The organism is Ferrimonas aestuarii, assembly GCF_005116665.1.
GTDB classification, from domain to species: domain Bacteria; phylum Pseudomonadota; class Gammaproteobacteria; order Enterobacterales; family Shewanellaceae; genus Ferrimonas; species Ferrimonas aestuarii.
Genome location: NZ_SWCJ01000014.1, coordinates 80571 through 100735 on the forward strand (window position 1 = coordinate 80571; position 20165 = coordinate 100735).

Genomic DNA, 20165 nt, shown 5'->3' on the forward strand with positions numbered 1-20165 from the left:
CAATGAAATTCAGTGAATCTTGGTTGCGCGAGTGGGTAAGCCCTGCGATTTCAACCGATGAGCTCAGTGAGCAGATCTCCATGGCCGGCCTGGAAGTGGACGGCGTAGAAGCGGTAGCCGGTGAGTTCTCCGGCGTGGTTGTGGGTGAAGTGGTTGAATGTGGCCAGCACCCAGATGCCGACAAACTGCGTGTAACCAAAGTGAATGTGGGCGGCGAAGCGCTGCTGGACATCGTGTGTGGTGCACCAAACTGCCGTTTGGGCCTGAAAGTGGCCGTGGCTACCGTGGGTGCGGTTCTGCCAGGTAACTTTAAAATTAAGAAAGCGAAGCTGCGTGGTCAGCCTTCTCACGGCATGCTGTGTTCCTACTCGGAGCTGGGCATCGACGTAGAGAGCGATGGCATCATGGAGCTGCCTGCGGATGCGGTCATCGGTACCGATTTCCGTGAGTTCCTGCAGCTTGATGACAGCATCATCGAAGTGGATTTGACCGCCAACCGTGCGGATTGCTTCGGCCTGTCTGGTTTGGCTCGCGAAGTAGGCGTACTGAACCGCCTGCCGGTCACTGCCCCAGAAATCTCCCCTGTAGCAGCCACCATTGATGATGCCATCGGCATCAAGGTAGACGCACCAGAGCAGTGCCCGCGTTACTTGGGCCGCGTGATTAAGAACGTGGACGTGAAAGCGCCAACCCCACTGTGGATGCAGGAAAAACTGCGCCGTGGTGGCATTCGCTCTATCGACGCCATTGTCGACATCACCGCTTACGTGATGTTGGAGCTGGGTCAGCCGATGCATGCGTTCGATCTGGATAAGCTGAGTGGCGACATTCAGGTTCGCATGGCCAAAGCCGGTGACAAGTTCACTTTGCTGGATGGAAACGAGTGTGAGCCAAAAGACGACACCCTGCTGATTGCCGACAACAACGGTCCTCTGGCTCTGGCGGGCATCTTCGGTGGTGACCACAGTGGCGTAAACGGCGATACCCAAAACGTGCTGCTGGAGTGTGCGTTCTTCGCACCGCTGGCCATCTTGGGCCGTGCTCGCTCCTACGGTCTGCACACCGATGCGTCTCACCGTTATGAGCGCGGTGTGGATCCTAAACTGCAAGCGGATGCCATGGAGCGTGCTACTGCACTGCTTATCGACATCTGTGGCGGTGAAGTGGGCCCTGTGGTGGAAGTGGCATCTGAAGCACATCTACCTAAAGCGGCTACCATCACCTTGCGTCGTAGCAAGCTGAACGACCTGCTGGGCCATCACATCTGTGATGAAGACGTGGTGGAGATCCTGACTCGTTTGGGCTGCGACGTTGATACCATCGAAGGCGGCTGGGTTGCTAAAGCCCCAAGCTGGCGTTTCGACATGGCCATCGAGCAAGACCTGATTGAAGAGGTGGCTCGTATCTATGGCTACAACAACATTCCTAATCTAGCGCCAATTGCGGCTCTAGAGATGCCGGAGCAGAAAGAGGCGAACCTGCCAGCTAAGCGCATGCGCAGCCTGTTTGTGGATCGCGGTTATCAGGAAGCGATCACCTACAGCTTCGTTGAGCCTAAGCTGCAATCTCTGCTGCACCCGGGTGTTGAGCCACTGATTCTGCCAAATCCGATCTCTTCTGAGATGTCTGCGATGCGCCTGTCTCTGTGGACTGGCCTGCTGGGCTCCGTTGCTTACAACCAAGCGCGCCAGCAATCTCGCGTTCGCCTGTTTGAAACTGGCCTTCGTTTTATTCCTGATGAAGCGGCAGAAAACGGCATCCGTCAGGAGCAGATGATTGCTGGCGTGATCGCAGGTCAAGCTAGCGATGAACATTGGCAGCTGGAAAGCCGCGGTGTGGATTTCTTCGACCTAAAAGGTGACGTAGAAGCGCTGTTGGCCTTGACTAACAACGCCGACGCCTTTAGCTTCCAAAAGAGCAGTAATCCAGCTCTTCACCCAGGCCAAAGCGCTGATATCGTTAAAGATGGTAAAGTGGTTGGCGTGATGGGGGCAGTACACCCTCAACATGAGAAGAAGCTGGGCCTAAACGGTCGTACCTTGGTGTTTGAGCTAGAGATGGCTGCCATCGAGACCCGTCAGGTGCCAGAGGCTAGCCCTGTGTCTAAGTTTACGGCTAGCCGCCGTGACATCGCCATCGTGGTTGATGAGCAGGTAGGTGCGGGTGACGTAACAAGCCTGATCAAGAAAGTTGGCGTAAAACAACTAGTTGGCGTAAACTTGTTCGATGTATACCGAGGTAAGGGTATCGATGAGGGCCAGAAGAGTCTGGCGATCGCCCTGACCTTACAGGATGTCGAGCGTACCTTGGAAGAGCAAGATATTGCCGACGCCGTAGAGACCATCGTTGCAGCTCTAAATACAGAGTTCAATGCACAGCTGAGGGATTGATACCATGGCGTTAACCAAAGCCGATATGGCAGAACACCTGACCGAAGCACTTGGCTTGCACAAAAAGGATGCCAAGGATCTGGTTGAAGCGTATTTCGAAGAAATTCGCTTAGCCCTTGAGTGCGGTGAGCAAGTGAAACTGTCAGGTTTTGGTAACTTCGAACTGCGGGAAAAAAACGAGCGCCCAGGCCGTAACCCGAAAACGGGAGAGGATATCCCAATTTCGGCACGTCGTGTGGTGACCTTCCGTCCAGGTCAGAAGTTGAAAGCCAGAGTGGAAGATTTGGAGTTAGAGAACGTCTAACTTCTGATCCAATCTGATTAAAAGGCGAGCCAAATGGCTCGCCTTTTTTATTGCTCGTTTGGCTTTGCAGTTTATGAATGCCGTTGAGGTAAATTCTGGCAACCGAATAGGGGAATGTCGGTAGCCTCCGTACCAATAAGCCCAATAGAATTGAAAATGGATACCAACAGCTTCGCCGCTGGCGTTAGTGGAGTGTGGGTAAAGCTGTTATGTTGGCCACATTAAAGATTTGATTTAACAAAAGGAGTTGTTAAGTGAATAGTCAAAAAAAGCAATCTAAGCCTAAATCGTCTAAAGACAGCGATAACGGTCAGTCTAATGAGATCGTGCGCGCGGCCATCTACCCGGGGATTGGGGTTGCTCGAGTGGGGGATGCGGAGGAGGCGTTTTTCATCGGGCCGGAAGTTGCCGAACCACTTCCTCAAGAGCCGGGTTTTTATCGAACATCCGATCAGAAGCTGAAACGCCAAGCGGCGCGTTTTCGTATCTATGGTTATAACGCGCTTGGTGAGGTTGTCCGTGAATTAACCGCGAAAGAGGCGGACATTCGTTGGCGGGTGCATGTGGCCAACCGCAAAGCCAACTGGTTCCACTTCATTCAGGCGATGGACATTCCCAGCGCCGAGTCACTTTCGGTTACTCGCAGAAACCCTAAGATAAAAGACCAAGATAGACACGAGTTGGTTATTGATCCTGGCAGCCGAGAGATCAGCGGCGTATCTCAGCAAGGACCCGCATTTCGTTTCGACAGCGGTAAATTTAAGGGAAATGAGGTTTACCTTGGTGAGCTGCAAACCGACAGTGAAGGCAGGCTTCTGTTTTTAGGTGGTTACGGAAAATCGGCTTCCCCCTCAGGAAAACCGCCTTTTAAAGCGAAAGATCCCGATTCCTTTAATAATGCCGCCGATTGGTACGACGATATGTCCGACGGCCCAGTGAATGCGGACGTGGAAATTGAGGGACGATCCATTCCGGTGGAGGGCGCATGGGTTGTAACCACACCACCAAATTACGCGCCTCAGCTAACCAGTTGGCGCACCATGTATGATCTGATGGTGGACTTGTATACGGAAAATGGCTGGTATGGCGTTCCCCAACAAACTTGCTTTACTCAGGATGTGTTGCCCCTGCTTAAGCGCTTTTCCAACTTGCAGTGGGTAAATAAGGGCTTTGCTGCCATGTATGGCAAGGGCTGTCCCATGGACTTTGACAATCCCGCCTTCATCGCCAAATTGGCACAGGTGCCTCTGGGATCTGCTCGGCCCTCATCTGCGAAAGTCAAAGTGATCGATCCCTATGGTGAACTGCGCAACCAGATCCTAAACGCGTTTCGTCCCCACCTTCCAAAAGATAATGAACCTAGGCTGTGGCCGTGGTTGTATGGCGATGATTTTGGTGGCGATCTGTTTAGCGACTCTCCCGAGACCATGTTGGCCTTACCGTCACTACAACAGCTGCACTTAACACGCTGGGCAGCGGGGGATTTTGTTAATGATTGGGAGGCAGACTACGAGCCGCCCCGTCGTCTTGAGCAGGTAGCGGTGTCAGAACAGCCACACATGCTTGATCGCGCCGCGATGACCTTCTGCCTTGCCGATGCCTTTCACCCCGGCTGTGAGCTGACCTGGCCGATGCGCCACGCCAGCATGTATCAAAAACCGTTTCGAATTCGGCCCAACGAGTCAGGAGAAGCGCTCAATGCCTACGGTGACACACTGACCCAACGCAGCGCCTTAGCTCCGGATGGGCCCCTTTACGCCCAGATTGCTGGCGGCTTAACCCGGTGGATGGGCTTGCCTTGGCAGGGAGACACCGCGTTTTGCCGCTCTGGCTATGATCCCGATTATGACCTTTATCTGCCAAGTTTTTGGCCGGCACGGGTTCCGAATACCGTTTTGACCGAAGAGGCTTATCAGGTGGTGATGAATACGGAGCTTCCGAGAGAGGTGCGGATCATGGCTTACAACGAGAGGGCCAGCTGGAACCGCTTTATCGACCGTCCTCTGGAGACCGGTAAGGTACCGTCCGTGGCTCAGGTGATGGAGAGAATGGTCGCCCACTTTGCTGAGCAGGGGATCATCGAAGCTCGGCCCGGATTGGACAATGATCCCGATTTTCCTCCGGTGATCTACGTTGAAAATGCACGTTATCAGCAAGCGGCTTCCGAGCTGGCCACCACGCTAAAATCGGATGCCTCCACGCCATTAGCCCAAAGGGCTAGCGAGCTTGAACATAAGCTAGAGCAGGCTGGCTGGGCAAGTAAGCAGCAGTGGCAACATGCGGTGGCGCTGCGTCGTCGTAAACCAACAAAGGGATAATTGTTTGATTCACTGTGATATTGCAGTGATCGGTGCTGGCCCTGCTGGCACCGTTGCTGCGGCAATATTGGCACGGTGCCACGTGAACGTTGTGATTGTGGATCCGCTGGAACTCAGTACACATAAAGTTGGCGAGTCAGTACCAAGCGCCATGGCAGCGCTGCTGTCTGCCACCGATTTTGATGGGCTAGATGAGTGCCATCATATGCCAATAAGTGGCTCTGAGACACTGTGGTGTGATGAGCGATTGAGCCAAGATGCCTTCACTCAGCCTGGTGGGATGGGGTGGCGTTTGGATCGTTGCCGTTTTGAGCAGCAGCTGCTAACTAAAGCGATGGCGGCCGGTGCGAACGCCCATCAAGGTCGTTTACAAGCTGCGACTCGCCAGTCTGAACAGTGGCAGCTGACCTTAGATGACGGCCAGCGGCTTCAAGCGGCATTTGTTATTGATGCCAGTGGCAGAAACGGCGCTTTAGTTCGGCTATTGGGAGTGGAACGCCAAACGACGAGCCCGTTAATGGCGGCGTGGTCGTTATCAGAGGCGGTAAAAGATGGGCACGCCGCGGTTGGCAAAACCCTCATTGAGAGCGATGAAACCGGTTGGTGGTATGGCGCTCAGTTGCCAAGCCGAAAGTGGCTGGCCATCTATCATACTCACATGCCACAGGCGAAACGCTTGAGGCAAACTGACGGCCTATGGCGCAGCCAGTTGTCTGATACCGCATTAATCAGCCAGTTTATCGACCCCAGTCTATTCGACCCATCGGCTCTAACGCTAAGTGATGCCAGAGGAGGCTATCTAAAACAGGCTTACGGGGACGGTTGGGCTGCTTGTGGTGATGCGGCGTTAAGCTTTGACCCCATCTCGTCTCAAGGTATCTTTAATGCCATGGCGACGGCTCATCAGCTGGCTACAACCTACCTAAACGCCCAGCCGCAGGAGGACGGTTTGCAATGGCAGCGGTATCAACACCAGCTCAATCGTATTTACAGGGCGTATCACCAACGGCGGCAAGGCTTCTATCTGCGTGCCATGCAACATTATGACAGTGAGTTTTGGAAGCATCAGTGCGCGTAATAGCGCCGGTTTACCAACCAGTTACAGGGATAAAACGGGAAAGATAGGATGAGCGTGACTCGACAAGTATTAATGGTGCTGATGTTGCCGATTATGGTCATGCAGGGGCTGTGGGTAAGGCGAAATATCTTGCGATTACCGGCAGCCAAAGGCAAACGGAAGGGGCGCTGCGGCGACGAGAGCAATCTCAGGATATTGATTTTAGGAGATTCTGCTGCGGCGGGAGTGGGGGTTGATGAGCAGTCTCAAGCACTGAGTGGCCAGTTGGTTGAAGCCCTTGAGCAGCAAAATCACAACAATTTTAGCTGGCGCATCATCGCCAGAAGTGGCTTAACCTCAGCCAAAATGCTCAGATACTTGCAAAATCGACGTCCGGAGACGTTTGATGTGGCGCTTATTTCCCTCGGGGTCAATGACATCACTCGGGGAGTGGGCACACAGAAGTGGTTGGCACTACAGACGGATCTGCTTGAGCTATTGCTTGGCAAGTATGGCTGCAAACAGGTGATCTTTACCGCCATTCCGCCTCTTGGGCGATTTCCCTCTTTGCCACAGCCCCTACGGTGGGTTTTAGGTCAGCAGGCGGAGCATAAAAATGCGCTATTGAAGCAGCTTCTCGATGACAAGCCCGCCGCCTCTCAATTGGACTTGACTCGCCATGTGGTGTCGTCACCGTTGGCTAGGGATGGTTTCCACCCCAGCGACGAGCTATATCAACTCTGGGGAAGGGCAGCCGCCGCCCAAATACTGAAGTAGTGGCCGAGGGTTAGGCCTTTAGGTAGTGAACGCCTTGAAGGTAGCAGGCAATGCTTTGCTCGCTGGCATCAAAGTGAGGCATTGGCAGATGGTTGGGATCGACCCATTGCCACCCTTCGCAGCGATCAGGCTCGCGGTTGATGGGTGCGCCACCACCGTGCTCTGCTAGCAATACTACGGAGACATAGTGCTTGCCCTCCTCACGATAGGTGCGAAGGTTGTTTGTAATGGCAATAACCATAGGATCGGTAATGGTCAGGCCGGTTTCCTCCATCACCTCCCTAATGGCGGTTTGCTCGAAGGTTTCGCCAAGCTCTAGATGCCCGCCGGGAATGGAGTAGTAGGGAGCATGGCTGCCTTTACGCTTGCCGATGAGGATGTGGCCATCGTTGCGACGAATGATGATGCCTATTCCTACTTTAGGGAGAGATTCGGTTGACGACATAGACTGCAGTAATCGTTGGTTTTAGCGAAATGTGCTGGCAGCATCTAACACTATGGCCATAAAGTCAAAATGCAGTTGTCACCGAGGGATGGTTGTCTTACTATAATTTAGAATTTTCTAATTTACCGATATATGAGGTTGTTATGGCGGATAAAGTTTATAAAGTCTCCACATCAATGGGCAACAGCTGGAAGGTGACTTCCCAGATTCGACAGCATCAGTTGGTGATAGACCAGCCAAGCGGTGGAGATGAGGGAGCAAACCCGCTGGAAACCTTCCTGTTTTCCCTTGGCGGCTGCATCTCCGCTATTGCAAAGATGGTGGCTCGTGACATGAAAATTGACCTAAAAGGCATCGATGTTCATATTGAAGCCACGTTGAACCCGGCGGGATTAGCGGGTAAGCCGACTGACGACCCGGTTGGTTTTAAGTCTTTTTCCATCGTCGCCGACATTGATGCTGACATCACCGAGGCACAAAAGCAGGAGCTACTGGAGCTAACCTGCCATCGCTGCCCGATTCATGACAACATTGTTCGTGCCAGTGTGATTGAGCACCGCGTTGGCTAGCTTTTCAGCAAAAAGCGGCGGAGTGATTAAATCCTCTGCCGCTTCCACTTTTTTTTGATGCCGTCACTGTTATAATTTCTAGCCATAATTCGCATGCGGTCACCGGATTGACTGAAGCCATTTATTGCTCTTCCTCAAAGAGATAGGCTTGCTGCCGAGCCTCAGGGATGCCGTTTTACAGATAGAGTGTAGCTTTGACCTCCCCCCAAACTAATTTTGAGCACCGTCCAACATTCAAAACTAAGTTCTTAGCACCCAAATATTGGGGCGTTTGGCTGTACGTGGTGTTTGCGGTGATCTGCGCTTGGTTACCAGCCAGAGTCCGAGACTTTATCGGCGCCCAGATAGGGTTTCGTATGGGTAAGAGAAACCCACGAACCCGAGTGCGTGCGCGAGTGAACTTGTCGCTCTGTTTTCCTCAGTGGAGCGAAACGAAGCGGGAAGCGGTACTGGATGAGATGTTTAAGCATATCGGCATGTCATTGACAGCCAGTGCCACCCTCATTGTGCGCAGTTCTCGATACTTGGAAAAACACACCGAGTTAATTGGTGAAGAGCACATTACGCCCTATCTTGAGTCGGGACAGCCGATCATCTTTATGGTGCCTCATACCTGGTTTATCGATTTTCCCGGCGTGCTGCTGGCCTCTCGAGGCTATCCCATGACCACCATGGTCAACCCTCAAAAAAATGAGTTTATTGATTATCTGATGCAGAAGGGACGCATCCGTTATGGAGGCAAGATCTTTGGCCGAGGTGCGGGCATTAAGTGCCTTTTAGGCGCGATTAACGAGGGCTACAGTGCCTACTATTTGCCAGACCAAGATCATGGCATGAAACGCAGCGAATACGTGCCGTTTTTTGGCACCCACAAAGCCACCTTGCCGGGGCTAGGACGAATGATCGAGGCCACCAATGCGGTGGTGATCCCAATGGTGGCAAATTACGATCGACAGCGGCAAAAGTTTCAAGGCATCATTCGCCCGCCGATGTTAGACCTGCCAACTGGCGATCTGGCTCAAGATGCAAGGCGAATGAACGAAGAGATCGAAGCGTTGATTACGCCTCGCCCAGAGCAGTACATGTGGATTTTAAAAGTGCTGCAAAGTCGCCCTGAAGGTGAGCCTGATCCCTATAAACGGCACTAATGTAAAATATTCAAGCGACATACAGAGAACTAAGTTGACCTTTTATGGTCAAAAAGAGATCGATTTTTCACAAAAATATGAACTCTTTTCAGTTATCGTTTGAGGCAACACCTGCCTTTCGGTAGAGTGATTGTTAACAAGTTGTGGTGCGTTAAGCTTTATGTCGTCCTCTATTCATTTAAATCAGCCTTACGAAGTTAAATTTTGCCGGGCTATGTTGGCCCCAAAGTATTGGGCGAGTTGGATTGCCGTTTTGATGATGGCATCGACGGCACTGATCCCTAATCGTGCACGGCGGATGATAGCCAAAGGCTGTGTGCCGATTCTGCGTAAAGTGGGTAAGAAGCCAAAGCGGATTACCCATGCAAACCTGAAAGCTTGCTTTCCTAATATGCCCGAATCTGAACGAGATAAGATCATCGATGCGATGATCTTCAATTTCCTACGGGTCGGTTTGGGTATGGGAGCCTTGGCGTGTCATCGTCGTAAAGACATTGAAAGTGCCATTAATATTAATGGTATTGAGCATATCGAACGGGCACGGGACCAGGGAAAACCAATCGTGTTTTTGGTGCCGCATCTTATCGGAATCGAGTTTGCTGGTGCTCGACTGTCTGCGTTAGGTCTACCTATGATGGGCATGGTTAAGCACCATAAGAACCCGGTGTTTAACTGGTTCACTTGCAAGCAGCGGCGTCGTTGGGGCGGAACGGTTTACCATCGAGATGCGGGCCTGAGAACTTTGGTACAAGGGCTTCGTCGTGGCGAATGTTTCCTTTATCTTCCTGATCAGGACCACGGACCAGAAAAGAGCGTATTTGCGCCGTTTTTTGCAACGCACAAAGCCACGCTACCTGTGATTGGCCGTTTGGCTCGCTGTGGTAATGCGGTGGTGCTTCCTCTGGCAATCGACATCGCGCCGAATGAGGCCAAAATGCAATTGAATGTCAGTGCGCCGCTGGAGTTGCCTGAATCGATGACCAAGCAGGAAGAAGCTGAGCTGCTTAATCAAGAGATGGAGCGGATAATCGCGGCACATCCTTGCCAATACATGTGGTTCCTAAAAGTGCTTCAGACTCGCCAAGAGGGCGAGTCCCGCCTGTATTAGTCATTCGTCACGCCTCTAGCTGCGCAATTCGCTCGATATCTGGCAGTGAAGAATCAAACAGCAGTAGCTCCCAAGCGACTTCTTGAAGTTGCTTGGGATTGGTTGAGCTAAGGTCTTCGACGGCCACAATGCCGCTTTCAAGCAACATCTGTAGCCTTGCTGAAGCGAGTTCCAGAACATGGCGTCCAGAGCGAGTGTGGATGAGGGTTAGGTGGGGCTGATTGGATTCTAAGTTGGCATCAATGGTAAATAGCATGGTTCATCTCCTTGAACTGACTTTGTGTCACTGATCTTAATGATAATCATTATCATTAACTCGTCAAGGTTCTCATGACAGATTGTGATCATGATCACTTGCAACTAACTGATGAGTTAAAAAATTTTATAATAAATAACAACTTATAATTTTGTATTCTAATTTTATAAAGTAAAACAACAATATATATTTTGTTACCTTTAAAATAATCGAATAGTAAAATTGTGAATTGGTTCATAAGTTATGAAGATAACCTTATGCCATCAACTACGATACTATTTATTAATAGTATTAGGTACTTAAGAATTTAGTTTCAGACAAGTGATTGCCAACGTATTGATATTATTGAAAATAATATGCCTGAAATTTAATTACATAATGCGATGGTAATTAGTGATCCGAATCTGATCTTCAGCGAATTTCTGATTATTTTTTAGTGTATTAGAACAACTTTACTAATAAAGTATTGTTTATTAACGTGAAAATATAGTGCTTTCAATTAAAGAATAAAGAATATAACTTATAGTGAAATTCTGGGTGGAAGGATTAAAAAAGTGGACTACGTAGTTATTGGCCGAGCTAATGAAATGGATCAGGAAGACAATTTCATCGGTTTTCATTTTGAACAATTTGAAGTACAAGCGGAAACGGCTGATTCGGCTATCGAGATTGCGGAAGGGCAGATGTGTCAACGCCTGGAGTCGACCCATGCCAACTTGCAGCGTCAATTTCACGGTTTTGAGCTAACTGGTCTTAAGGCATCTGATTACGAAGCGCTCAAAGAGCAGATCGAATCCGGCGATTTCGACCTTTTTAGCTAAAGTCACCGGAAGCATAATTTGAGGTGATGACTAAGGTCTCTATATGACCTTTTCGTGACAGGACGTCAGACAATAACAACGGCAACATAGCACAACAACAGTTGCCAGGCTGAGTTGACATCACGTCTCAACAGTCACTGCTACAGCCCCGACCATCGGTCGGGGCTTTTTACTTTGTATTGTCGACTACGCGGGGTGTTACGCCAGAAATGGTGTTAATTTGGTGTTAAAAACTGCTTTACCAATGTCACACCCTATTGATATGATTGACCTTAATCACATAAAGGAGAAGTGAATCTCCTAGTAAATGCACCAACTTAAGGGACTGACAATGTCAAAGCTGCTTGATTACCTCAATGAATTGGATTCTAACCCAGATCTGAAAGCCGCCCACGATAAAGACACTGAGTCTTCCATGAAGGCGTATGGCCTGAATAGTGAAGAGATCGCGGCGGTGATGAGTGGGGATAAGACACAAATCGCCAAGGCTGCTGGAGTGGAGGATGCGGAGGCTATTATCAAAGGGATTACGGCAAGAGTCACCGACGTTAACCAGGATTAAGTTGGTAAAGATGAAAGTGCGCTTTGTAACTACGATCTTAATTGTATTTTTATCGCACTTTTCATCTGCGAATGATCTAAGCCTTGATAGCTTGTATAGCCTTGATTATAGAGATAAAAGTAAAGTAAAGCGTGAGTTGGAATTATTTGAGAAACGCAAGTTATCTTTGAGCGAAAAGCAAAAACTAATTTTTGCAAAATCATACTACCTTAGCCTTTGGGGAGATTTTAAAGGTAGAATTAAGTTATTGAACTCCTATGAATGGGATAAAGCTGAAGATAACATAAAAGTGGGTGCTTATTATCAACTTACTGAGTCATACGTCAACCTAGGAAACTTGGAAAAGGCCCTCTATTATACAAGTAAAGTTACTGAAATTCTTCCAAACATAAACGAACCTAAATTGAAATCTCTTGCTTATCACTCAATAGCTGATGTTTATGAGAGTTTGTACATGTTTGAGGAATCATACCTTTTGTCGGAGATGATAATACAGGAAGGTTATGAATCTAGGTCGTCGGAGATATTATGCTATGGAACTTCAAGGGCTATTAAAAATTTATTCAGATTAAAGAGGTTCCCAGAAATAATTAAAAATAAGAGTGCGGCAATAAGGTATTGTGGCGAGATAAATGATCGTTTCATAATTGAATTGATTACACCTTTGATTCAAATTAGCAATAATAAATTGAATTCTGATTTTGATGGTATTGCTAGATTGATTTCCATGTATGACAACCTTGAAGTATCAAGTTCACCCAGAGAGTTTTTTGAATTAGAGTTGTTTTTGGCTGAATACTACTTACAGACAGACAACATTGAAAGAGCCTATAATCTATACCAATCTGCCTATTCTAGATCTAGTGATAAAGGTGATTATCAATTCATGATTGATGGGTTGGATGGTTTGTTTAAAGTTAGTTTGATTACCGGAGATAGTGAGGCTGCACTTTATTACGCCAAAATCTTAATTGATAACCAAAAAGAATTTGAAAGAGAATTGGTTGAAAAATCGAGACTATTTAACAGTCATAAAATCCGAGCTAAAGAGTTGGAGCATCAAATTTCCAAGTTAAGTCTATCGAATGAAAATTTAATCTTAGAAAGAGAAGTTTTAAATTCACAGAAAAAAGTTTTTAGAGTTGCTGTATTTTCTGCTTTTGCTGGAATCCTCATACTAACGTTAGTAATATATCTTTTAGTAAGGCAAAAAATCAGAATGAAAAAGTCGTTAGATACGGACTTTCTTACTGGAGCAATATCTAGATCGAGTGTGCTTTCTTTAGCTAGGAAAAAGCTTAAAGCTTGTAAAGAAAATGGAGAAAATTTCTCGATAGTTACATTTGATTTAGATAATTTCAAATCAATAAATGATAGATTTGGTCATAGTGTTGGTGATTGGGTTTTGCTGACTGTTATAAAAACTATTAAGTTAAATATTCGAGAAAATGACTTTGTTGGACGATTGGGGGGGGAGGAGTTTATTATTTGCTTGCCGAACTCTGAACTAAGTCAAGCTTTAGTTTTAGCTGAACGTTGCCGAGAGGCATTGGAAAAAATTAATACAAAAGACATATCTTCAATGCTAGTTATAACTGCGAGTTTTGGTGTTTCTGAAATTAATGGCGAAGTGGATAGTTTAAATAAACTTTTAGTCGAGTCGGATCGATGTCTTTATGCCGCTAAATCTAAGGGGAGAAACTGTATTTCGTCAAATTATGGAGAGCTTGAAAAAGCCAGGATTACTGCGGTGTAAAAATTTGTCTTTAATGATTTTAGTTTGTTGAGAAGCAATCATTATGTATTAAATTATGCTGAAATGATACGGTTAGTTTATGATGAAAAAGATGAATTACTTTAGTCGATTAATAAAAGTCATATAAATGAAAGATGATATTATGTCTTCATTGTTAGCTGCACTAATTGCCACTGGCGCAGTAGTGCCTACGGGTGCGCCATGCGTTGACTCCAGTTCGGTTCGAACCGAATCAACTGTACTGAATTATTTAAATGAGCTAGATAGCAATCCACAGTTCGTTGAATTACATCAACAGCATAGCTCAAACCTGATGTTAGCCTATGGCTTGAATACTGAAGAAATTGTTGCCGTGCAGAGCGGAGATAAGGTACAAATTGCAAAGGCTATAGGTGTTCAAAATTCTGAGTTTCTGATTATGGGAACTGTTTATAAAACAACCGATCCTTATCAAAACTAAAGATGAAAGAGCAGTGGATGGATACGAAGTATTTTTTAAATAATTACTGTGTCTAAACATTGCTTTATAATTGTTGGATCAATTGTGCTAAGGCTTTAATCTCAGAGTTATATTCAATTAGTAAATTTGGTTCAGCTGAATATTGATCATAATAATGAGTTTCTAGAAAAAGTAAGGATAAGAGATTTTTAATGGAAAATAGTTTAAAAGGAAGTTTAGTTTGTGCGGGATCCGGTATGCGTTTAGGTGGTCAGATGACTGCACGTGTACGTTCAATTATTGAAAACGCCGATGTGGTATTGGCTGCGCCTTCCAGTCACTTGAGCATTCAGTTGATTAAGTCAATGAGCAAAGAGTTTATCGATTTGACCTTAGAGTATGGCGAAGGGGGAGGTAAGGGGAAGGCCTCATCCCAGACATACGATGATATGGCTGCAGCTATTCATGCTCAGGTTAAGATGGGTAAGCAAGTAGCGGCAATCTTTTACGGTCATCCAATGGTGTTTGCTTGTGTCGCGAAAAAGGCAATCAACTTGGTTCGCGAGGAGGGCTTCACTGCGACTGTTGAGCCGGGTATCTGCGCATCGGATTGTTTGTTTGCCGACTTAGAGATGGATCCGGCAACAGACGGTGAACAATCGATGGAGAGTACTAAGTTTCTCATTCAAAAGAAGCTCATTGATAACACCTCTTTGTTGATTTTGTGGCAACCCGGTGTGGTCGGTGATTTGACGGGAACTTGGTATGAAACAAACCCGACCTATGTTCAGTTGCTAGTTGATAAACTTGCCACTTATTACCCACTGGATCACGATGTGATTCTTTATGAGGCGGCGACTTCACCATTAGAGACCCGTCGTATCGAGCATATTCAGCTTGGGGAGCTTGCCCAAGCTGAATTAAAGCAGATCACCACCTTAGTGGTTCCACCCCTAGCTAAAGCAGAATTTGATCAACATATGATTGATAAAATCAAAACTTTAGAAGCGGTTGCTTGGCAGCAGAAGAACTAAATCACCCCTTGTGAATAGCAAGGAAAATTAAGGCCAGCGATTGCTGGCCTTATTGTTATTGATGGCTAAGCCTTAGTCCCGTTTCTACTTATGGCGCTCAATCAACTTGTCGATCACCTGAGTCATCGGCAGTTGTTGCTGTTCGAGTAGTACCGTTAGGTGGTACAGCAGATCGGCGGTTTCATCGATGAGATTTTGCTTATCATTCGTGGCGGCGGCCAGTGCCACTTCAACGCCCTCTTCACCGACTTTTTGGGCGACGCGTCTGGGATTGCCCTGCAGCAAACTGGCGGTATAGCTGCTTTGAGGTTCGCTATCACGGCGGGCGTGAACTAGGCTGGCCAACTGGCCTAAAAATGGCTGGTTTTCTAAAAAGCAGCTGGTATTGCCTAGGTGACAAGTTGGCCCCTCGGGAACCGCTTGAATTAAGATGGCGTCGTTATCGCAGTCGGTGCCTATCTCAACCAAGGTTAATACGTTGCCTGAGCTTTCGCCTTTGGTCCACAGGCGCTGTTTTGAGCGGCTGTAGAAGGTAACTTTCTTGGTTTCAATGGTTACCGCCATCGCCTCAGGGTTCATGTAGCCGAGCATCAATACTTGGCCACTGCGATAATCTTGAACCACTACGGGCACTAGGTTGTCCATCTTGGCCCAATCAATTGATAGTGTGGTCATAAGCGTGTCTCAACCCCTTGTTGTTTTAGGTAGTGCTTTAGTTGTTGAATGTCGATGATCTGTTTGTGAAACACCGAAGCGGCTAGGGCGCCATCGACTCTGGCCTCAGTGAATACGTCATAAAAGTGCTCCATGGCGCCGGCTCCGCCGGAGGCGATCAGCGGCAGATTGGTGACTTGGCGAACCGCAGACAGCTGCTTGATGTCATAGCCCTGACGCACGCCATCTTGATTCATCACATTCAGCACAATCTCTCCCGCACCCCGTTTTTCCACCTCTTGTGCCCAGTCTTGAGTGAACCATTGGGTTTGTCGGGTAGCGGTTTCATCGCCGGTAAACTGATATACCTTGTAACTGCCACTGGCCTTATCGAACCAAGAATCGATGCCGACCACCACACACTGACGACCAAAGGTGTCGTTCAGGCGGTTGATAAGGCTAGGATCCGCCAGCGCGGGGGAGTTCACCGAGATCTTATCGGCGCCATCGGCCAGAATTTGCTGGGCATCGTCAAGGGTGCGGATGCCCCCAGCAACACAAAACGGAATGTCTAAACGCTCGGCTACGGCGCTTACCCAGCTTTTATCGACGGTACGTCCGTCGCTGGAGGCGGTGATGTCGTAAAACACCAGCTCGTCTGCGCCTTCTTGCGCGTAGCGACTGGCTAGATCCAAGATGTCTCCCACCACCTGGTGGTTGCGAAATTGCACTCCCTTGACCACTTGTCCCGATTTCACATCCAGACAGGGGATGATTCGTTTGGCTAGCATGGCGTTGTTCCCCCAGTGTCGCTGCATTTTCGGATGCCGGTTCTGCCGTGCGACAGACGCTTGGCGGCGCACGTCTCCGTTTGCTTTGGTTGCCAGCGGTGAAGACGCCCCTGATTGCTGAGTTCGCAGGTTATTGATCGTCTTGCCAGCATGACAGCGCCTCCTCAATGGTGAATCGTCCCGTTAGCAGCGCCTTACCGATGATAATGCCACCAATGCCAATGGATTTAAGGGCGCGAAGATCACTGAGTTCGGCAATGCCACCGGAGGCCTGCCAGCGGATTTCCGGATACTGAGATACCAGCTTTTGATACAGCGCCACATTCGGGCCGGTCAACATGCCATCGCGGTCGATGTCGGTACACAGCACATGCTTGAGGCCGCCGGCTCTTAAGGGAGTCAGTACCTCTTCAATTAATTTGCCCGAGCCTTGCTGCCAACCGTGGGTAGCAACCTGAGCATTGCCGTTGTCATCCAAAAGCAGATCCAGTGCCACGGTGATGCGCTCTGGGCCAAGCTCGGTGATCCAGCCCGCCACCAGCTCTGGGTGTTTGGCGGCCAGCGAACCGATAACGACTTTATTCACCCCAAGATCGAGCAGCGCCGTCACCTCCTCGAGACTGCGAATGCCCCCGCCAACCTGCACGGGGCAGTTTAGATTCGCCACCAATCGAGTGAGAGTGTCGAGCTGGCGCTTATCGGGATCCTTAGCGCCATCGAGATCAACAATGTGCAGCAGCGAAGAGCCAGCGTCCTGATAGGCGCGAAGCTGTGCTAGAGGATCGGCATCGAAATTGGTGACTTGATTAAAATCGCCTTTCTTAAGGCGCACCACTTGACCGTCAATAAGATCGATTGCTGGAATGATCATCCTTTCATCTCCATGAAATTTTTCAAAATTTTAGCGCCGACTTGACCGCTACGCTCCGGGTGAAACTGCACGCCCATAAAGTTATCCTGTGCCACGGCAGCGGCAAAGGGGTGGCCATAGGTGCATTTAGCGATGGTCACATCAGCATTTGCGTTTGGCTTATCTGATGGCAGCAGCGCGCCATAGCTGTGAACAAAGTAGACGTACTCGCCATCGTTAATGCCTTGAAACAGTGGGTGGTCGTCCACCTCAAGGGTGTTCCAACCCATGTGGGGCAGGGGCATGCCGCCGCTTTTCAGTGCCTCTATGGTAAAGGGCACGATGCCGGTGAGCACGGTGGTATCGATGGCGTCATTGCTGCTTTCGGTCACCGCACTTTCCTCACTGCTAATGCCAAGCATCTGCATACCAAGGCAGATCCCAAGCACCGGCTGAGTCAGGCTAGGTAACAGGTCGAGTACCCCGGTTTGATTTAGGGCAGCCATGCCCGCCTGTGCGCTACCAACGCCAGGAAGAATGACCCTTGGGCTGGCAGCAATCACATTAAGGTCTCGGGTTACGGTAACCGTGGCACCGATGCGCTCTAGCGCAAAACGCACCGAGCTTAAGTTGGCGCAGCCGGTATCGATGATGGTGACTGCGTTTGAGCTTAATACCTGTGTCACTACAGCACTCCTTTGGAGGAGGGCAGTTCGCTGCCCTCAATGCGAATCGCTTGGCGCAAGGTGCGACCGAAGACTTTAAACAGCGCTTCCACTTTGTGGTGTTCGTTGTCGCCATCCACCGTGAGGTGCAAGGTGGCACCTAAGCTGTCGGCCAGTGAGCGGAAAAAGTGCGGCACCATCTCGGTGCTAAGCTCGCCGACTTTGTCACGGGTAAACTGGCCGGTAAATTTCATAAATGGACGCCCTGAGAGATCGAGTAGGCACTGGGCGCCGGTTTCATCCATCGGCAGGGCAAAACCGAAGCGGCCGATGCCTCGTTTATCACCCAGCGCTTGTTTGAGGGCTTGCCCCAGAGTCAGCGCCACGTCTTCAACACTGTGGTGCTCGTCGATGTGATAGTCGCCCTTCATGGAAAGAGTCATGTTAAAGCCGCCGTGGGTGGCGATCTGCTCCAGCATGTGGTCGAAAAAGCCAAGTCCGGTATTGATGCTGACTTGACCTTTGTTATCCAGATCGACGCTTACCTCGATATCGGTCTCTTTGGTGGTGCGCCGAACTGTGGCTTGGCGCTCGGTTTGCGTCAGCCTCGCCACCACCTTATCCCAGCCAAAGAGGTCTCGGTCATAGCGAATGCCTGTTACGCCCATGGCCTCGGCCAGTTGCAGATCCGTTTGGCGATCGCCAATCACGGCCGAGCGGGTGAAGTCCACTTTGCCTTGGGTCAAGTAGTCTCGAACCAACCCCAACTTGGGCTTGCGGCAACTGCAGTTATCGTCATCGAAGTGCGGGCAGATAAGCACATCGTCAAAACGAATCCCTTGGCTGGTGAACAGCGCCATCATGGCGTCGTGGGGCGCATCAAAGGTGTCTTTGGGAAAGCTGTCGGTACCCAAACCATCTTGATTGGAAACCATCACCAAACGATAGCCAGCCTGCTGCAGTGACAGTAGCGCCGGAACCACGCCGGGCTCAAACACCAGTTTTTCCAGAGAGTCCAGTTGCTTGTCGGTGGCCGGTTCCTCCACCAGAGTACCGTCTCGGTCAATAAAGAGGATGGGTTGAGTCATGATTGCGTTTCCTGTTGTTGTTCTTGTGTCTGTTTTTGCGCCGGTTGTTGACTGCATTGGGAGTCTAACTGTTTAAGCGCTTGGTACAGTTGAGTCATCTCGCCGTCTGAGCCGATGCTGATTCGCAGCCAGCCGGGCAGGGCGCTGTAGGCACGGATTAGTATTCCTTTTTGGGCAAGTAAGGAGAGAATCTGTTGGCTAAGCTCGGCATCGCCCACATTGAAAATCACAAAGTTACTGGCTGATGGCAGCACCTCTTTGACCATGGCAAGAGCTGATAACCTCTGACAGAGCTCCAACCGCCGGGCGTTGAGTTGACTGACTTGGCTTTGCATACGACGAATGCCGAAGTTTGACAGGGTTTCCTCTGCAAGGCTTGCTACCGGCAGCGGCACCGGATAGGGGGCAATGACCTTCTCCAGCAGGCTAATCACGTCCTCACTGGCAAGCACAAACCCGCAGCGAGCACCGGCGAGCGCAAAGGCTTTTGACAGGGTGCGCAGTACCACGAGATTGGCTAGCTGAGCTAATTCGTCAGCCATGGTTTGCTCTGGGCAAAACTCGATGTAGGCTTCATCAATCACGACAAGGGTGTCTGGCAGGGCCTTTGCTAGCTTGATGAGCTCTTCTACGGGCACCAAGGTGCCGGTTGGGTTATTGGGGTTACACACAAACACCAATTTGGCGTCTTGACCTGCTTGATAGAGCCTTTGGGGCAGCCTATAGCCCGATTCCCACTCCACGGCGTCGAACTGCACACCGCAAGTCACAGCGCTGATGCGATACATGCCGTAACTTGGGGTGAGACTCACGACTTTGTCTTTGCCGGGTACGCAGAAGGTGCGGATCAGCAGCTCAATGCCTTCGTCGGCGCCACGGGTGATCAGTACCTGATTAGCGTTTAGGCCTGCATAGGTGGCATAGCGGTTTCGAAGCTCCTCGGGCTGACAATCCGGGTAACGGTTGACCCCTTGCAGAGCGGCATTGCAAAACGGGTTTTCATTGGCATTGAGCCACACTTCGCCACCAGAGGCTTCCCGGCGCGCCGAGGCGTAGGGCACCAGCTCTCGAAGTTCTGGGCGACACAGGCGTTGAGCAAGATTGTAATTATCGGTTTGAGTCATCATTGTGCT

Annotated in this window: 21 protein-coding genes; 13 read left to right on the forward strand and 8 right to left on the reverse strand. The window is 49.4% G+C overall.

Going from position 1 to position 20165, the window contains the following annotated elements; translation table 11 throughout:
- Positions 1 to 2: 2 nt before the first annotated feature.
- From pheT to FCL42_RS15880, 5 genes are all read left to right on the forward strand, one after another.
- The gene (gene pheT, locus FCL42_RS15860; protein ID WP_136864406.1) at positions 3 to 2390 is read left to right on the forward strand and encodes a phenylalanine--tRNA ligase subunit beta; all 2388 of its coding nucleotides are present in this window, start codon (positions 3 to 5) and stop codon (positions 2388 to 2390) included.
- Positions 2391 to 2394: 4 nt separating this feature from the next.
- On the forward strand, positions 2395 to 2694 hold the full coding sequence (locus FCL42_RS15865; RefSeq protein WP_136864407.1) for an integration host factor subunit alpha: 300 nt from the start codon (positions 2395 to 2397) through the stop codon (positions 2692 to 2694).
- A gap of 254 nt (positions 2695 to 2948) precedes the next feature.
- Positions 2949 to 5012 carry a LodA/GoxA family CTQ-dependent oxidase gene (locus FCL42_RS15870; protein ID WP_136864408.1) on the forward strand — a complete coding sequence of 688 codons (2064 nt, stop codon included), beginning with the start codon at positions 2949 to 2951 and terminating at the stop codon, positions 5010 to 5012.
- A 4-nt stretch (positions 5013 to 5016) separates the two neighbouring features.
- Entirely contained in the window at positions 5017 to 6090 is a 1074-nt protein-coding gene (locus tag FCL42_RS15875) for an NAD(P)/FAD-dependent oxidoreductase (RefSeq protein WP_169308418.1), read from the forward strand.
- Positions 6091 to 6138: 48 nt separating this feature from the next.
- A complete protein-coding gene (locus tag FCL42_RS15880) occupies positions 6139 to 6846 on the forward strand; it encodes an SGNH/GDSL hydrolase family protein (RefSeq protein ID WP_136864410.1) in 708 nt (235 codons plus the stop codon).
- 10 nt (positions 6847 to 6856) lie between these two features.
- Here the strand turns inward: FCL42_RS15880 and FCL42_RS15885 are convergent, their stop codons facing one another.
- A complete protein-coding gene (locus tag FCL42_RS15885) occupies positions 6857 to 7291 on the reverse strand; it encodes a nucleotide triphosphate diphosphatase NUDT15 (protein ID WP_136864411.1) in 435 nt (144 codons plus the stop codon).
- A gap of 143 nt (positions 7292 to 7434) precedes the next feature.
- Here FCL42_RS15885 and FCL42_RS15890 point away from each other — a divergent pair, with 143 nt between their 5' ends.
- The 3 genes from FCL42_RS15890 to lpxM (FCL42_RS15900) all read left to right on the forward strand — a co-directional run bounded on the left by FCL42_RS15890 (position 7435) and on the right by lpxM (FCL42_RS15900) (position 10116).
- Positions 7435 to 7860, forward strand: coding sequence for an OsmC family protein (locus FCL42_RS15890; RefSeq protein WP_136864412.1), 426 nt, complete (start codon positions 7435 to 7437; stop codon positions 7858 to 7860).
- A gap of 194 nt (positions 7861 to 8054) precedes the next feature.
- Entirely contained in the window at positions 8055 to 9008 is a 954-nt protein-coding gene (gene lpxM / locus FCL42_RS15895) for a lauroyl-Kdo(2)-lipid IV(A) myristoyltransferase (protein ID WP_136864413.1), read from the forward strand.
- A 160-nt stretch (positions 9009 to 9168) separates the two neighbouring features.
- Complete coding sequence (lpxM, locus tag FCL42_RS15900) at positions 9169 to 10116, forward strand: lauroyl-Kdo(2)-lipid IV(A) myristoyltransferase (RefSeq protein WP_136864414.1); 948 nt, start codon at positions 9169 to 9171, stop codon at positions 10114 to 10116.
- Positions 10117 to 10123: 7 nt separating this feature from the next.
- On the opposite strand, the gene FCL42_RS15905 is transcribed toward lpxM (FCL42_RS15900), so the two are convergent.
- Complete coding sequence (locus FCL42_RS15905; RefSeq protein WP_136864415.1) at positions 10124 to 10372, reverse strand: hypothetical protein; 249 nt, start codon at positions 10370 to 10372, stop codon at positions 10124 to 10126.
- A gap of 554 nt (positions 10373 to 10926) precedes the next feature.
- Between FCL42_RS15905 and FCL42_RS15910 the strand changes: the two genes are divergently transcribed.
- The 5 genes from FCL42_RS15910 to FCL42_RS15930 all read left to right on the forward strand — a co-directional run bounded on the left by FCL42_RS15910 (position 10927) and on the right by FCL42_RS15930 (position 14984).
- Positions 10927 to 11193 carry a hypothetical protein gene (locus FCL42_RS15910; RefSeq protein WP_136864416.1) on the forward strand — a complete coding sequence of 89 codons (267 nt, stop codon included), beginning with the start codon at positions 10927 to 10929 and terminating at the stop codon, positions 11191 to 11193.
- Positions 11194 to 11524: 331 nt separating this feature from the next.
- Positions 11525 to 11755, forward strand: a complete 231-nt coding sequence (locus tag FCL42_RS15915; protein ID WP_136864417.1) for a hypothetical protein — start codon at positions 11525 to 11527, stop codon at positions 11753 to 11755.
- 10 nt (positions 11756 to 11765) lie between these two features.
- Complete coding sequence (locus tag FCL42_RS15920) at positions 11766 to 13511, forward strand: GGDEF domain-containing protein (RefSeq protein WP_169308420.1); 1746 nt, start codon at positions 11766 to 11768, stop codon at positions 13509 to 13511.
- Between the two features lie 127 nt (positions 13512 to 13638).
- Positions 13639 to 13971 carry a hypothetical protein gene (locus FCL42_RS15925; protein ID WP_136864419.1) on the forward strand — a complete coding sequence of 111 codons (333 nt, stop codon included), beginning with the start codon at positions 13639 to 13641 and terminating at the stop codon, positions 13969 to 13971.
- A gap of 191 nt (positions 13972 to 14162) precedes the next feature.
- Positions 14163 to 14984, forward strand: a complete 822-nt coding sequence (locus FCL42_RS15930) for an SAM-dependent methyltransferase (RefSeq protein ID WP_136864420.1) — start codon at positions 14163 to 14165, stop codon at positions 14982 to 14984.
- 84 nt (positions 14985 to 15068) lie between these two features.
- On the opposite strand, the gene hisIE is transcribed toward FCL42_RS15930, so the two are convergent.
- The 6 genes from hisIE to hisC form a co-directional block, all read right to left on the reverse strand.
- Positions 15069 to 15659 carry a bifunctional phosphoribosyl-AMP cyclohydrolase/phosphoribosyl-ATP diphosphatase HisIE gene (gene hisIE, locus FCL42_RS15935; protein WP_136864421.1) on the reverse strand — a complete coding sequence of 197 codons (591 nt, stop codon included), beginning with the start codon at positions 15657 to 15659 and terminating at the stop codon, positions 15069 to 15071.
- Positions 15656 to 16429, reverse strand: a complete 774-nt coding sequence (gene hisF, locus FCL42_RS15940) for an imidazole glycerol phosphate synthase subunit HisF (RefSeq protein WP_136864422.1) — start codon at positions 16427 to 16429, stop codon at positions 15656 to 15658. The genes hisIE and hisF overlap by 4 nt, the downstream gene beginning before the upstream one ends.
- 130 nt (positions 16430 to 16559) lie before the next feature.
- Positions 16560 to 17300 carry a 1-(5-phosphoribosyl)-5-[(5-phosphoribosylamino)methylideneamino]imidazole-4-carboxamide isomerase gene (hisA, locus tag FCL42_RS15945; protein ID WP_136864423.1) on the reverse strand — a complete coding sequence of 247 codons (741 nt, stop codon included), beginning with the start codon at positions 17298 to 17300 and terminating at the stop codon, positions 16560 to 16562.
- A complete protein-coding gene (hisH, locus tag FCL42_RS15950) occupies positions 17297 to 17965 on the reverse strand; it encodes an imidazole glycerol phosphate synthase subunit HisH (protein ID WP_136864424.1) in 669 nt (222 codons plus the stop codon). Before hisH ends, hisA begins: the two co-directional genes overlap by 4 nt.
- Entirely contained in the window at positions 17965 to 19032 is a 1068-nt protein-coding gene (gene hisB, locus FCL42_RS15955; RefSeq protein ID WP_136864425.1) for a bifunctional histidinol-phosphatase/imidazoleglycerol-phosphate dehydratase HisB, read from the reverse strand. The genes hisH and hisB overlap by 1 nt, the downstream gene beginning before the upstream one ends.
- Positions 19029 to 20159 (reverse strand): histidinol-phosphate transaminase, encoded by a 1131-nt coding sequence (gene hisC, locus FCL42_RS15960; RefSeq protein WP_136864426.1) that lies wholly within the window; start codon positions 20157 to 20159, stop codon positions 19029 to 19031. Before hisC ends, hisB begins: the two co-directional genes overlap by 4 nt.
- Positions 20160 to 20165 lie beyond the last annotated feature (6 nt).